This is a genomic window from Streptomyces sp. NPDC086080, assembly GCF_044540255.1.
Taxonomy (GTDB): domain Bacteria; phylum Actinomycetota; class Actinomycetes; order Streptomycetales; family Streptomycetaceae; genus Streptomyces.
Map to the genome: position 1 here is coordinate 204,960 of NZ_JBITRU010000004.1, position 13,231 is coordinate 218,190.

Sequence of the window (13,231 nt, forward strand, 5' to 3'; positions counted from 1 at the left end):
CGGCTCCGTCGGCTTCAGTAGGGCGAAGGTGCTGTGCCGAACGGCCGGCTCACGCGCGTGGAGCGCCGTACGTTCCGACACGGTGTCGGCAAGCTGTTGCGTTCGGGGCCTCCGGCGTGGTCACATGGTATCCAGTTCGTGGTTAGGTCTACCTAACCGCGTCCGCCCCCGAATCGCAGGAGGCGTCCATGCCGGCCACCCAGAACTCGTCGGAGTCCACGGCGCGGCCGCAGTCGGTGTCCGGGGTGTCCATGCGTGAGCTGCTCGCCGCCGGCGCGGCCGCCGCCGCGGTCTCCACCCCGCCCCGGGCTCCCGAGCCCCGGCAGTCCGAGCGGTCTTGGCGCTCCGAGCAGCCGCGGGATCACCGCGACGCGGCGTAGTCCGGCTTCCGCGGCCGGCGGGATCTTCGCGTGGTGGTGCGGTTTCCGGGTCTCGTGCCTCGTGGGACCTCCGCGTGGCGTGCGGGACTCCCGGGTTGTTCCGAGAACGGGGCTGCTCTGCTGCGAGCCCCGGCGTTCAGTAGCCCGCGGCCAGTTGTACGACAGCGGCGGCGCCGGCCAGGTGGCCCGAGGCCAGGGCGGCGGCCATGGACGGCGGAACCGAGGTGGAGGCGTCCCCGGCCGCGTAGAGCCCCGGGACACCGGTGCGGTACATGGCGTCGACCTTGATCGCCTCGACGCCGAGCATCTCGTCCGGTTCGGTCAGGGACGCTCCGAGGTCGCGGGCGAGCGAGGAGCGCTGGTAGAGGGTGGTCTTGACCAGGAGGGCGCCGATGGCCAGCTCGCCGCCGTCGGCGAACGCCACACCGTGCAGCTCGGTTCCCGGGCCGTCGAAGCCGCTGATCGGCCGCTCGTCCAGGTCGACCCCGCCGCCCGCCAGTTGCTCGCGCTGCTGATCGGTCAGCTCGCCACCGTTGGTCAGCAGCGTGACCTGATCGCTCCAGGCGCGGAGGTTCAGCGCCCCGTGCACGCCGACCGCACCCGTCGCGAGGACCCCCATGGGGAGGTCACGGACCTCCCAGCCCCGACAGAACGGGCAGTGGAAGACCGAATCGCCCCAGCGCTCGTCCATGCCGGGTAGCTGTGGGTGGCGGTAGTCCATGCCAGGCGCGAGGATCATGCTCCGTGCCCGCTCGCGGCGGCCGTCGCCGAGGGTGACGGTGAAGCTCTCATCCGCCTCCTGCACCGCGTGGGTGACCTCGCCGCGGCAGAAGTCGATCGAGCCGTAGCCCTGCAGTTCCGCGTGTCCCGCGGCGTAGAAGTCCGCGGGAGGACGCCCATCGTTTCCGAGCAGCCCTCCGATCCCCTCAGCGACAAGGTTGCTCTGCCGGCCGGCGTCGAGGACCAGAGTGGTCTGCCGGGCCCGGCCGAGCGTGAGCGCGGCGCTCATTCCCGCGGCCCCCGCACCGACCACGACGCAGTCCCTCATAGCGGCCATATCGTCGTCTTCATTCATGATCCTCAGTGCATCAGCGTCCGGCCTGCCCGGCCATACCTGTGTGGCGCGCCCGCATACACGTTTGTGCCGCGGCTTTAGGATGGGACGGGTGGACATGGTCAGTCAGGCGATCTCCGGGCTCCGCGTCGGACGGGGAACCGTCCGGCGATTCCGGGAATCGGGCTCGTGGGGCATGCGGTATTCCGGCCTGACCGGGAGCGGGTTCCACGTGGTGCTGCGTGGCAGCGGGTGGCTCATCCGCGCCGACGCGCCGCCCGTCGCCCTGCGACCCGGCGACGTCGTCCTCATCACGTCCGGCGCCGACCACGGGCTCAGCCACGCTCCGCGTGCGCTGGGGGAGCTCCCCGAGGTGGCCCTCAGTCACGAACAACCGGCCACCGGCCCCGCCGACTTCGAGTTCCTCTGCGGCGCCTATCGGCTGGAGCACGGCCAGGTGCACCCTTACCTCGCGACGATGCCGGACCCGCTCGTCGTGTCCCCCGACCACGAGCGGTTCCCGGCGCTCGGGCCGGTCGTCAGTCTGCTCGACCACGATGCGTCGCAGGCCGGCCCGGACACCGGCGTGACCCGGTCGGCGGTCCTCGACCTGATGCTCGCCCACGTCCTGCGCCAGTGGCTGGAGGACGAGGCCGCCCATGGGTGGCCCATGACGTCCGACCCGGCGATCACCGCCGTACTGCGCACGATCCACGAGAGCCCGCAGACGCAGTGGACGGCTGCCCGGCTCGGCGAGACCGTGGGCATGTCCCGGGCGGCCTTCACCAGACGCTTCACCTCCGTGGTCGGCTCGCCGCCCATGGCGTACGTGAGGAGCCGGCGACTCGGCCGTGCCGCGCAGTTGCTCCGGGAAAGCGACGCGTCGTTGGCCGCGATAGCCCGGCAGGTCGGCTACGCGACCGAGTTCGCGTTGGCCGGGGCGTTCCGCCGCGAGTACGGCGTTTCGCCGGGTCGGTTCCGGCACGTGAACGACAGCGCGGTGAGAAGCGGCCACGGACGACGGTGAGTTCCCAGACGGTGGGTTCCGGTAATGCTTGTCGGGAGCGGGAGCAGCGGCCCCGGGCGGCCTGCCCGACCCCCGCAGGGCGCAGCACTGTTCGTCTGTGGGACGGACTTCCGGCTGGTAACGGGTGAGGTAGGTGAGGTACCGGCCGGGAGTTCACCAGGCACCGGATCCGGTGGTGGTGTGCGTCGGCGTCCACGGTACGGCAGCCATACACCTGATCGCGCCGCACCGGCTCACGGTACGACGACGACCGTCCGGCCGATCGTCGCGAACTTCCACATCGCCACGCCGTCCGCGCGTGTCTCGCGGATGCCGCCCGTGCGTTCCCGGGGGTCGAGGACCGGTGCCGACCCGTCGACCGCCGCGCTGAACCCGATCGCCGTCCCGTCGACGCCGGTGAAGCGTACGACGTGCTCGATCGGGACACCGTCCGATCCGGTGACCGCCCCGGACCGGGAGGTGACCCGGTAGGTGCCGGGGGCCGGGTCCACCGTGCTGGGGCTGACCCCGAAGGTGCGCCGCACCGTGTCCCCCTTCTCCACCAGCCACACCCGGTCGCGCTTCAGCGAGTACACGACCCTCTTGCCGGTGCCCGAGCGTACGGGCAGGGCGGCGGGATGCTCCTTGGCCGGGAGCGCCTTGCGTACGGCCCCGGCCGCCCCGGAGGACGGGTGGCGCAGCCCGGGCGGCACGTTCGCCGCCGCCTGGTGGCCGAGGAAGCCGACCGTCGCGAGGGCCGCCGCGGTCAGCCCGGCCACGATCATCGAGCTGGTGCCTGACACCGACGTCACCTCTGTCCCACTCTGCAGCGTTATGTACGAATGCCGACGTGACGGTAGCAGGACGTGACCGTCCGGCCGGTGCGGCCGTGGGCGGGGCGCGGGAGCCGTAGGCTGTTTGCGTGCTCTTGCTCGCTCTGGATACCGCCACCCCCGCCGTCACCGTCGCGCTGCACGACGGCGACGACGTCATCGCCTCGTCCAGCCAGGTGGACGCCCGCCGGCACGGCGAGCTGCTGCTCCCGGCGATCGACCGGGTCCTCGCCGAGGCAGGTCTGCGGCTGGACGCCGTCACCGGGATCGTCGTCGGCATCGGCCCCGGTCCGTACACCGGTCTGCGGGTCGGCCTGATGACCGCGGACACCTTCGGGCTCGCCCTCGGCGTGCCCGTGCACGGCGTGTGCACGCTGGACGGCCTCGCCTACGCGTCCGACCTTCAGGGCCCCTTCGTGGTGGCGACCGACGCCCGCCGCAAGGAGGTCTACTGGGCGCGCTACGCCGACTCCCGTACCCGGCTCGGCGAGCCGGCCGTGGACCGGCCCGCCGACATCGCCGGGGAGGTCGCGGGCCTGCCCGCGGTCGGCGCCGGCGCGCTGCTGTACCCGGACACCTTCCCGCGGGCGCACGAACCCGAGCATGTGACCGCGGCCGCCCTGGCCCGGCTGGCCGCCGAGCGGCTCGCGGCGGGCGGGGAACTGCCCGCCCCCCGGCCGCTGTACCTGCGCCGGCCCGATGCCCAGGTCCCCAAGAACTACAAGGTGGTCACCCCCAAGTGACGGGAAACGGCACGGCCGTGCTGCGCGAGATGCGCTGGTGGGACATCGACTCCGTACTGGAGCTGGAGCGGGATCTCTTCCCCGAGGACGCCTGGTCGCGCGGGATGTTCTGGTCCGAGCTGGCACACGCCCGCGGGCCCGGGGCGACCCGGCACTACGTGGTGGCCCAGGAGGGCGACCGGATCGTCGGTTACGCGGGCCTGACCACCTCCGGCGCGGAGTCCGAGGGCGGCGGCTCCGCCGAGGGGGCCGACATCCAGACCGTCGCCGTCAGCCGCGACCACTGGGGTACCGGGCTCGGCTCGCGGCTGCTGAGCGATCTGCTGCGGGCGGCGACCGCGTTCGAGTGCGCCTCCGTGATGCTGGAGTGCCGCATCGACAACGTCCGCGCCCAGAAGCTCTACGAGCGCTTCGGCTTCGAGATCATCGGGGTCCGGCGCGGCTACTACCAGCCGGGGAACGTGGACGCCCTGGTGATGCGGCTGACCGACCCGTCCACCTCTGTGAACCCGGCGCATCAGGTCGACGGGAACGGCGTACAAGGAACCGAGATCCATGGCTGACGAACCCCTGGTACTGGGGATCGAGACCTCCTGCGACGAGACCGGCGTCGGCATCGTGCGCGGGACCACTCTGCTGGCGGATGCCGTCGCCTCCAGCGTCGACGAGCACGCCCGGTTCGGCGGCGTCGTCCCGGAGGTCGCCTCCCGCGCCCATCTGGAGGCGATGGTCCCCACCATCGAGCGCGCGCTGCGGGACGCGGGCGTCAGCGCCCGAGACCTCGACGGCATCGCCGTCACCGCCGGCCCCGGACTCGCCGGCGCGCTCCTGGTCGGCGTCTCGGCGGCGAAGGCGTACGCCTACGCCCTCGGCAAGCCGCTCTACGGGGTCAACCACCTCGCCTCCCACATCTGCGTCGACCAGCTGGAGCACGGCGCGCTGCCGGAGCCGACGATGGCCCTGCTGGTCTCCGGCGGCCACTCCTCGCTCCTGCTGTCCACGGACATCACCTCCGACGTCCGCCCGCTCGGTGCGACCATCGACGACGCGGCCGGCGAGGCCTTCGACAAGATCGCCCGCGTGATGAACCTCGGCTTCCCCGGTGGCCCGGTCATCGACCGTTACGCCCGCGAGGGCGACCCGGACGCGATCGCGTTCCCGCGGGGCCTGACCGGTCCCCGCGACCCGGCGTACGACTTCTCCTTCTCCGGGCTGAAGACGGCCGTGGCCCGCTGGATCGAGGCCAAGCGGGCGGCGGGCGAGGAGGTCCCGGTGCGCGATGTGTCGGCGTCCTTCCAAGAGGCGGTCGTGGACGTCCTCACTCGAAAGGCCGTACGGGCCTGCAAGGACGAGGGCGTCGACCATCTGATGATCGGCGGCGGAGTGGCCGCCAACTCCCGGCTGCGGGCCCTGGCCCAGGAGCGCTGCGAGGCGGCCGGGATCCGGCTGCGCGTCCCCCGCCCCAAGCTGTGCACGGACAACGGCGCGATGGTGGCCGCGCTGGGCGCCGAGATGGTCGCCCGGAACCGTCCGGCCTCCGACTGGGACCTGTCGGCCGACTCCTCCCTCCCGGTCACCGAACCCCATGTGCCGGGCACCGCCCACGCGCACGACCATGTGCACGAGACCGCCAAGGAGAACCTGTACTCATGACGGTCGCGCTGATGTGGGAGGCCCGCGCGGTCCCCGGCCGGGCCTCGGAGCTGCTGGCCTGGACCGAGGAACGGGTCCACGAACTCACCGAACGCCCCCTGCGCCGGGAGACCTTCCGGGCCCCTGAGGACCGCGTCCTGGTCATTACCTGGTGGGACGCCCCGTACGACGCGGACCTCCCCGAACTCCCGGAACCGGCCGACGTGCTGATCACGCGTCCGGTGCACCGGTGGCGCTTCGAGTCACTCGGCGGTGTCTGACGGCCCCGACGCGGGTCGTCCGGAGGCCGGCGCCCTCGGTACACGCCGGCCCTGGGGCGGGTGCGGTGGGCCCCCGTCTCAGCGCACGGCCCCTGAGGGCAGCAGGGTGCGGAGGGCCACTCTCAGCGCAGGGGCCCTGGGGGCGGGTGCGGGGGCCACGCTTCAGCGCACCGGCGCGGACGGGTGGGCGTCGCCCGCCGGTGACAGCTCCGTCCCGCACCGCAGCCGGCGGTCCGGGCCGACCTCGCGTACCGGGCCCGTGAGGCGCAGGCGGGCCGTGTGGCGGGCGTCCGCGCTGGAGGCCGCGAGACGCAGCTCCAGTGCGCCCGGTTCGATGATCCGTCGCCCGGAGCGGTCGGTGAACGCCGACAGGTCCGTGTGGAAGCGGAACGTCACGCGGGCCGCCTCGCCCGGTGCGAGGTCCAGCCGCCGGTACCCGATCAGGCGGACGTCCGGGCGGGTCACCGACGCCACCGGGTCGTGCAGATAGAGCTGGACGACCTCGGTGCCCGCGCGGGCACCCGTGTTGCGGACGGTCAGCGACACGTCGTACGAGCCGTCCGTGCCGATCTCCGCGTGCTCGTTCCGGACGTCGGGGATCCAGTCGAACGTCGTGTACGAGCGGCCGTGGCCGAAGGCGTACAGCGGGGTCGGGTCGAGGTTGCTGACCTCACCGGCCAGACCGAGCGGGGGCTGGAGGTAGGTCCAGGGCTGGCCGCCGGGCAGCCGCGGGACGCTGACCGGAAGGCGGCCCGAGGGGTTGACCCGACCCGACAGCACTCCAGCCACCGCCGGGCCGCCCTCCTCCCCGGGGAAGAAGGCCTGGACGACGGCGGCCGGGCGGGCGCCCGGACGGCCGAGCGCGTACGGGCGGCCGGTGAGCAGCACGAGGACGACGGGGACGCCGGTCGCGAGGAGCGCGTCCAGCAACTCCGCCTGGACCCCGGGAAGGCCGAGGTCGCTCGCGTCGCAGCCCTCACCCGACGTGCCGCGGCCGAACAGGCCCGCCCGGTCGCCGAGCACCGCCACGCACACATCGGCCTCGGCCGTGCGTGCGACCGCCTCCTCGAAGCCCGCGGTGTCCGGGCCGGAGGTGTCGCATCCGGGCGCGAACGTCACCTTGGCGTCCGGCAGTTCGGCGCGCAGCGCGTCCAGCAGGGTCGGGATCTCGATGCCGGTCGGGACGCCGGGGTGGTGGATGAGGACGTGGGAGGGGAAGGAGTAGCAGCCCAGCATGGCGAGCGCGTCGGCCGCGCGCGGGCCGACGACCGCGATCCGGGCGTCGGGGGAGAGCGGGAGGAGACCGCCGGGGTTGTCGAGGAGGACCACGGACTCCTCGGCCAGGCGGCGGGCCAGGGCGCGGTTGCCCGCGGAGTCGAGGTCGATCAGGGTCTTCGGCTCCGGGGCCCAGTCCTCGTCGAGAAGCCCCAGTTCGCACTTCTGGAGCAGGACGCGACGGGCCGCGCGGTCGACCAGTTCCTCCGGGATCCCGTCGGCCCGGACGGCCGCCGCCAGGGGGCTGCCGTAGCACGTGAGGGTGGGCAGTTCGACGTCGATGCCGGCCCGCAGCGCCGCGTGCGCCGCTTCCGCCGGGGTGCCGGCCACCCGGTGCAGGCTCTGCAGGAAGCCGATGCCGAAGTAGTCGGAGACGACCGTGCCGGTGAACCCCCACGCGTCGCGCAGGAGCTGGGTGAGGAGTGCCGGGTCGGCCGACGCGGGGACGCCGTCGGTCTCGGTGTACGCGGCCATCACCGACCGCGCCCCGCCGTCGCGCAGCGCCATCTCGAACGGCGGCAGCGTGATGTCCGCGAGCTCCCGCGCCCCGGCTCGCACCGGCGCGAGGTTGCGCGCCCCGGCGGACGCCGCGTATCCGGCGAAGTGCTTGAGGGTGGCGACGACCCCGGCGGACTCGAGGCCGCGCACATAGGCGGTGCCGATGGTGCCGACCAGGTAGGGGTCCTCGCCGATCGTCTCCTCCACCCGCCCCCAGCGCGGATCCCGTACGACGTCCAGGACGGGGGCGAGGCCCTGGTGGACGCCCGCCGAACGCAGGTCCTGGCCGATGCGGCGGGCCATGTCCTCCACCAGGTCCGGATCGAAGCTCGCGCCCCAGGCCAGCGGTACCGGGTAGGCGGTGGCGCCCCAGGCGGTGAATCCGGCCAGGCACTCCTCGTGGGCGACCGCCGGGATGCCGAAGCGGCCGGCGGCGGCGATCTGCCGCTGGGCTCGGGCCAGCGCCTGCGCGCCGAGGTCGGGGTCGACGGGGGCCGTGCCGAAGGAGCGGGTGAGCTGGCCGAGGCCGTGGACGATCAGCTCGTCCCAGTCGTGGTCGGCGGTCATCTCGTGCTGGTGCGGGGCGACGCCCTCGCCGTCGCTGTCGGCGCCCACCCAGACGCCGTACAACTGGGCGGTCTTCTCCTCCAGGGTCATCCGGGAGAGCAGGTCGTCGACGCGGGTGGCGGCGGGCAGGGCGGGATCACGCCAGGGCGCGGTGGTCATGGAGCTCCTGTCGGGTGGACGAATGGCTCTCTCACGGGCGCTGCACTCGAATGTTTCGGCACATCTACCGAATGTTCCGGGAACTTATGGGGTGCGGAGGTCTTCGTCAAGAGGGCGGGCGGGGTTACGATCGCGCCCATGACTTCCCCGCAGCCCGCTGAAACCCGGACGCAAGGGCGTAGCTCCCAGACCGCGACGCTCGCCGAGATCGCCCGGGAGGCCGGCGTCTCCGCCCCGACTGTTTCGAAGGTCCTCAACGGGCGGGCGGACGTGGCTCCCGGCACCCGGAGCCGGGTCGAGGGGCTGCTGCGCGCCCACGGCTACCGGCGGCGGCGCGCCGAGGCCACCCGCTCACCCCTGATCGACCTGGTCTTCCACGAACTGGAGAGCGCCTGGGCGATGGAGGTCATCAGGGGCGTGGAGAACGTGGCCCGGGACGCGGGGCTGAGTGTGGTGCTCTCCGAGAGCGCGGGGCGGCTCACGCCGGGGCGCACCTGGGCCGACCAGGTCGCCGCGCGCCGCCCGCACGGTGTGGTCCTCGTCCTGTCCGGCCTCGACGAGTCCGGGCGGGCCCTGCTGACCAGCCGCTCCATCCCGTTCGTGGTGATGGACCCGGCGGGCGACCCGGGCACCGACGTGCCGTCCATCGGCGCGACCAACTGGCAGGGCGGACTCGCCGCCACCCGGCATCTGATCGAGCTGGGCCACACCAGGATCGGCGCGATCAGCGGGCCCTCCAAGATGATGTGCAGCCGCGCCCGCGTCGACGGCTACCGGGCCGCCCTGGAGACGGCCGGGCTCCCGGTGGACCCGGGGCTGATCGTGGGCGGCGACTTCCACCACGACGCCGGTTACCGGCAGGGGCTCGCCCTGCTGCGCCGCGAGGACCGGCCCACCGCGATCTTCACCGGCAACGACCTCCAGGCGCTCGGTCTGTACGAGGCCGCGCGCGAGCTGGGGCTGCGCGTCCCGGAGGACCTGAGCGTGGTCGGGTTCGACGATCTGCCGCTGGCCCGCTGGGTGGGGCCGCCGCTGACGACCGTCCGGCAGCCGCTGACGGAGATGGCGGAGGCCGCGGCCAGGCTGGTCCTCGACCTGGGCAAGGGGGAGGACACCGGGACGGCGACCCGGGTGGAACTGGCGACGAGTCTGGTGGTGCGGAGCAGCACGGCGGCGCCAGGCAGGGCGTGATCCGTTCGAAAGTTTCGATGGGGTCGAGCCGATCGAACGAACCGAACCTGTCGAACCTGTCGGCAGTCTGAGAATTTCGCAAGAAAACTGTCCGGGAGTCGTCGCTCGTCATAATTCGGACTTACGTTCCTGTTCGTGACGGGACATCAGGGGAACGGCGGGACCGGGGACAGCGGGGACAGCGAGGGCGCCGGGAGTGACGGGGAAGCCGGGAGCGGCGGGGGCGCCGGGAGCGACGGGGAAGCCAAGGGTGACAGGGGCGCCGGGGGTGAGGCGGACGGCGCGGGGGCACGGGCCGTCCGGCGGGCGCGGGTACTGAGGATCACGGGACTCTCGCTCGCCGGCCTGCTCGTGCTGGGCGCGGGAGCGGCCGGCTGGGCGTACTGGCATCTCAACGACAACATCGGCAGCGTCGACATCAACGGCGCCCTGGGCGACGACCGTCCCGCCAAGGCCCTGACCGCCCCGTCCCCCGGTCCGGCCGACACCGCGGCACCGCTGCCGACCGGGTCCCTGAACCTCCTGGTGCTGGGCTCGGACTCGCGCAGCGGGGAGGAGAACCAGGAGCTCGGCGGCGGTGAGGGCGGCAGCGCCCGCTCCGACACCGCCATGGTGGTCCATCTCCCCGCCGGAAGGACCGCCGCGACGGTGGTCAGCATCCCGCGCGACACCCTCGTCGACCGGCCCGCCTGCCCGCTGCCCGACGGGGAGTCGACCCGGCCGGTGTCCGGCGCCATGTTCAACAGCGCGTACGAGGTGGGCGGGCCGGTGTGTGCGGTGAAGACCGTCGAAGCACTCACGGGCGTCCGGATGGACCACTACCTCGAGATCGACTTCGCCGGCTTCGCCCGTCTCGTGGACGCGCTCGGGGGAGTCACCGTCACCACGGACGAGGACATCGACGACGACCGGAGCCATCTCACGCTGGAGGCCGGGACCCACCACCTCGACGGCACACAGGCCCTCGCGCTGGCCCGCACCCGGTACGACATCGGCGACGGCAGCGACCTCGGCCGCATCGAACTCCAGCAGCGGTTGGTGAAGGCCCTGCTGGAGCAGATCGGGCGGCAGAACCTGCTGACCAGCCCCACCAGGCTGTACGAGGTCGCGGACGCCCTCACCGGCAGCCTCACCGCCGACACCGGTCTGGACTCGCTCGGCGAACTGACCCGCTTCGGCCGGAGCCTGAGGGGCCTGTCGTCCGCCGACGTCACGACCGTGACCATGCCGGTGCTGCCCGCGCCCTGGGACCGCAACCGCGTGGTGGCCGACCAGCCGGAGGCGGAGGAGCTGTGGGCCTCACTGCGGTGAGGCGGGCGGGGGCGGCGACCGCCGACCGCCGACCGCCGACCGCCGACCGCCGACCGCCGACCGCCGACCGCCGACCGCCGACCGCCGACCGTCGAGCGGCGGAGGTGGGTGGCGGTCGGTGAGGGGCGGGCGGTGAGGGGCGGACGGCGGGCTCCGGTCCGTCGTGGAGGAGCGACGCCCAAAAAGAATCCGGCGCGGATGTCGATTCCCGCCCCTCCCGTTCGACGCATGGGTGAGAGGCCGGGAAGGACCCGGTCCGCACGATGCGAGGAGCCACCATGCCGCGCTTTCTCTCCATGATCCGGATCGACGAGAACAACGCACCCGAGGGCGGCCCCAGCCCCGAGCTGATGCAGCGGATGGGCGAGCTGATCGAGGAGATGACCAAGGCCGGGGTCCTGCTGGACACCGCCGGGCTCACCCCGACCGCCCAGGGCACCCGGGTGCACTACGAGGGCGGGCAGCTGTCCGTGACCGACGGGCCGTTCACCGAGACCAAGGAGGTCATCGGCGGCTACGCGATGCTGCAGGTCAAGGACAAGGCCGAGGCGATCGAGCTGACCAAGCGGTTCCTGAAGGTGCACGAGCCGCACTGGACGGTGACCTGTGAGGTGCGGGAGGTCGTGGAGGGCTGACCGGTCCGGGGACCGGAAGGCCGGGGAGGACCGGGGGACCGGCGGCGTTCCTTGGCTCCGCCGCCGTACGGGTGTCTGATGGTGGGTTGTGACAGCACAGCCCACCACAGGCTCTCGCGACCCTCGCGACCCTCGCGACCGGGAGGCGGCGGTCCGCACCGTCGAGACCGTGTTCCGCATGGAGTCCCCCCGGGTGATCGCCGGCGTGACCCGTCTCGTCCGGGACGTCGGCATCGCCGAGGAACTCGCGCAGGACGCCCTGGTCGCCGCGCTGGAGCAGTGGCCGCGGGACGGGGTGCCCGACAACCCGGGCGCCTGGCTCATGGCCACCGCCCGCCACCGTGCCGTCGACCTGATCCGCCGCCGGGAGACCTACGCTCGCAAGCTGGCCGAGATCGGCCGGGACCCGTCGGCCGGGGTCGCTCCGCCACCGGAGCCCACCGACCCTGACGACATCGACGACGACCTGCTCCGCCTCGTCTTCACCGCCTGCCACCCGGTGCTGTCCGCCGAGGCCCGCACCGCCCTCACCCTGCGCCTGCTCGGCGGTTTGAGCACGGCCGAGATCGCCCGCGCCTTCCTCGTACCGGAGGCGACGGTGGCCCAGCGGATCGTGCGAGCCAAACGCACCCTGGCGACGCGCAACGTCGCCTTCGAGGTACCCCACGGCCCCGACCGCGAGGCCCGCCTCGGCTCGGTCCTCGACGTCATCTACCTGATCTTCAACGAGGGGTACGCCGCCACGGCCGGCGACGACTGGCTGCGCCCCGCGCTGTGCGAGGACGCGCTGCGGCTGGCCCGGGTGCTGTCCGGGCTGATGCCGAAGGAGCCCGAAGTGCACGGGCTCACCGCGCTGCTGGAGTTCCAGTCCGCACGTGCCGCCACCCGCACCGGCCCGGACGGCGAACCGGTCCTCCTCAAGGACCAGAACCGCGCCCGCTGGAACCGCATGCTCCTCGCCCGCGGTGTCACCGCCCTCGGCCTCGCCGACGCCACCGCCGCCGGAGCCCCGGGCCCGTACGTACTCCAGGCGGCCATCGCCGCCTGCCACGCGCACGCGCACCGCTACGAGGAGACCGACTGGCCCCGGATCGCCACCCTGTACGCCCTGCTCGCCGCTCGCGCCCCTTCCCCGGTCGTCGAACTCAACCGCGCGGTGGCCGTCTCCATGGCCGAGGGCCCCGCCGCCGCACTGCCCCTCGTCGACGCCCTGACCGACGTACCGGCGCTGCGCGACTACCACCTGCTGCCCAGCGTCCGCGGCGACCTGCTGGCCCGCCTCGGCCGCACGGCCGAGGCGCGGGCGGAGTTCGGGCGGGCGGCGTCACTGACCCGCAACGCACGCGAACGCGAACTGCTGCTGCGCCGCGCGGCGGAGGCCGGTGCCTGACCTCGCGCGGCGGAGACCGGTGTCTGACCTCGCGCGGCGGAGACCGGTGTCCGACCACGGGCTGGGGTGGCCCGGCGTCTGGATCCCCGTGCGAGGCCGGCCCGGCGTCTGGATCCCCGTGCCAGGTCGGCCTGGTGGCTGATCCCCGTGCTGGGGTGGCCTGGCGCCTGATTCCTTGTCCAGGTCGGCCTGGTGGCTGATCCCCGTGCTGGGGTGGCCTGGCGCCTGATTCCTTGTCCAGGTCGGCCTGGTGGCTGATCCCCGTGCTGGGGTGGC

The 13,231-nt window shown here is 73.2% G+C and carries 13 protein-coding genes; 10 read left to right on the forward strand and 3 right to left on the reverse strand.

What is annotated here, in order from left to right; genetic code table 11:
* Positions 1-188: 188 nt before the first annotated feature.
* Positions 189-380, forward strand: coding sequence for a hypothetical protein (locus ACIF9R_RS06990; RefSeq protein WP_399975364.1), 192 nt, complete (start codon positions 189-191; stop codon positions 378-380).
* Positions 381-516: 136 nt separating this feature from the next.
* On the opposite strand, the gene ACIF9R_RS06995 is transcribed toward ACIF9R_RS06990, so the two are convergent.
* On the reverse strand, positions 517-1,437 hold the full coding sequence (locus ACIF9R_RS06995; protein ID WP_399975367.1) for an NAD(P)/FAD-dependent oxidoreductase: 921 nt from the start codon (positions 1,435-1,437) through the stop codon (positions 517-519).
* A 115-nt stretch (positions 1,438-1,552) separates the two neighbouring features.
* Here ACIF9R_RS06995 and ACIF9R_RS07000 point away from each other — a divergent pair, with 115 nt between their 5' ends.
* The gene (locus tag ACIF9R_RS07000) at positions 1,553-2,461 is read left to right on the forward strand and encodes an AraC family transcriptional regulator (RefSeq protein WP_399975743.1); all 909 of its coding nucleotides are present in this window, start codon (positions 1,553-1,555) and stop codon (positions 2,459-2,461) included.
* A 233-nt stretch (positions 2,462-2,694) separates the two neighbouring features.
* Here ACIF9R_RS07000 and ACIF9R_RS07005 read toward each other — a convergent pair whose 3' ends face one another.
* Positions 2,695-3,243: a hypothetical protein gene (locus ACIF9R_RS07005; protein WP_399975370.1), complete on the reverse strand. Its 549-nt coding sequence runs from the start codon at positions 3,241-3,243 to the stop codon at positions 2,695-2,697.
* Between the two features lie 119 nt (positions 3,244-3,362).
* Between ACIF9R_RS07005 and tsaB the strand changes: the two genes are divergently transcribed.
* From tsaB to ACIF9R_RS07025, 4 genes are read left to right on the forward strand one after another with little or no spacing between them, the layout of a single operon-like run.
* Positions 3,363-4,016: a tRNA (adenosine(37)-N6)-threonylcarbamoyltransferase complex dimerization subunit type 1 TsaB gene (tsaB, locus tag ACIF9R_RS07010; protein WP_399975373.1), complete on the forward strand. Its 654-nt coding sequence runs from the start codon at positions 3,363-3,365 to the stop codon at positions 4,014-4,016.
* On the forward strand, positions 4,013-4,579 hold the full coding sequence (gene rimI, locus ACIF9R_RS07015) for a ribosomal protein S18-alanine N-acetyltransferase (RefSeq protein WP_399975376.1): 567 nt from the start codon (positions 4,013-4,015) through the stop codon (positions 4,577-4,579). The genes tsaB and rimI overlap by 4 nt, the downstream gene beginning before the upstream one ends.
* On the forward strand, positions 4,572-5,669 hold the full coding sequence (tsaD, locus tag ACIF9R_RS07020) for a tRNA (adenosine(37)-N6)-threonylcarbamoyltransferase complex transferase subunit TsaD (protein WP_399975379.1): 1,098 nt from the start codon (positions 4,572-4,574) through the stop codon (positions 5,667-5,669). Before rimI ends, tsaD begins: the two co-directional genes overlap by 8 nt.
* A complete protein-coding gene (locus tag ACIF9R_RS07025; protein WP_399975382.1) occupies positions 5,666-5,929 on the forward strand; it encodes a hypothetical protein in 264 nt (87 codons plus the stop codon). Before tsaD ends, ACIF9R_RS07025 begins: the two co-directional genes overlap by 4 nt.
* A 162-nt stretch (positions 5,930-6,091) precedes the next feature.
* Here the strand turns inward: ACIF9R_RS07025 and ACIF9R_RS07030 are convergent, their stop codons facing one another.
* Positions 6,092-8,428 (reverse strand): glycoside hydrolase family 3 N-terminal domain-containing protein, encoded by a 2,337-nt coding sequence (locus ACIF9R_RS07030; protein ID WP_399975384.1) that lies wholly within the window; start codon positions 8,426-8,428, stop codon positions 6,092-6,094.
* A gap of 138 nt (positions 8,429-8,566) precedes the next feature.
* On the opposite strand from ACIF9R_RS07030, the gene ACIF9R_RS07035 reads away from it, so the two are divergent.
* The 4 genes from ACIF9R_RS07035 (at position 8,567) to ACIF9R_RS07050 (ending at position 12,955) form a co-directional block, all read left to right on the forward strand.
* Positions 8,567-9,619: a LacI family DNA-binding transcriptional regulator gene (locus ACIF9R_RS07035; RefSeq protein WP_399975387.1), complete on the forward strand. Its 1,053-nt coding sequence runs from the start codon at positions 8,567-8,569 to the stop codon at positions 9,617-9,619.
* A gap of 315 nt (positions 9,620-9,934) precedes the next feature.
* The gene (locus tag ACIF9R_RS07040) at positions 9,935-10,930 is read left to right on the forward strand and encodes an LCP family protein (protein WP_399975744.1); all 996 of its coding nucleotides are present in this window, start codon (positions 9,935-9,937) and stop codon (positions 10,928-10,930) included.
* Between the two features lie 278 nt (positions 10,931-11,208).
* The gene (locus tag ACIF9R_RS07045; RefSeq protein WP_399975389.1) at positions 11,209-11,565 is read left to right on the forward strand and encodes a YciI family protein; all 357 of its coding nucleotides are present in this window, start codon (positions 11,209-11,211) and stop codon (positions 11,563-11,565) included.
* 88 nt (positions 11,566-11,653) lie between these two features.
* Positions 11,654-12,955: an RNA polymerase sigma factor gene (locus tag ACIF9R_RS07050; protein WP_399975392.1), complete on the forward strand. Its 1,302-nt coding sequence runs from the start codon at positions 11,654-11,656 to the stop codon at positions 12,953-12,955.
* The last annotated feature ends 276 nt before the right edge of the window (positions 12,956-13,231 follow it).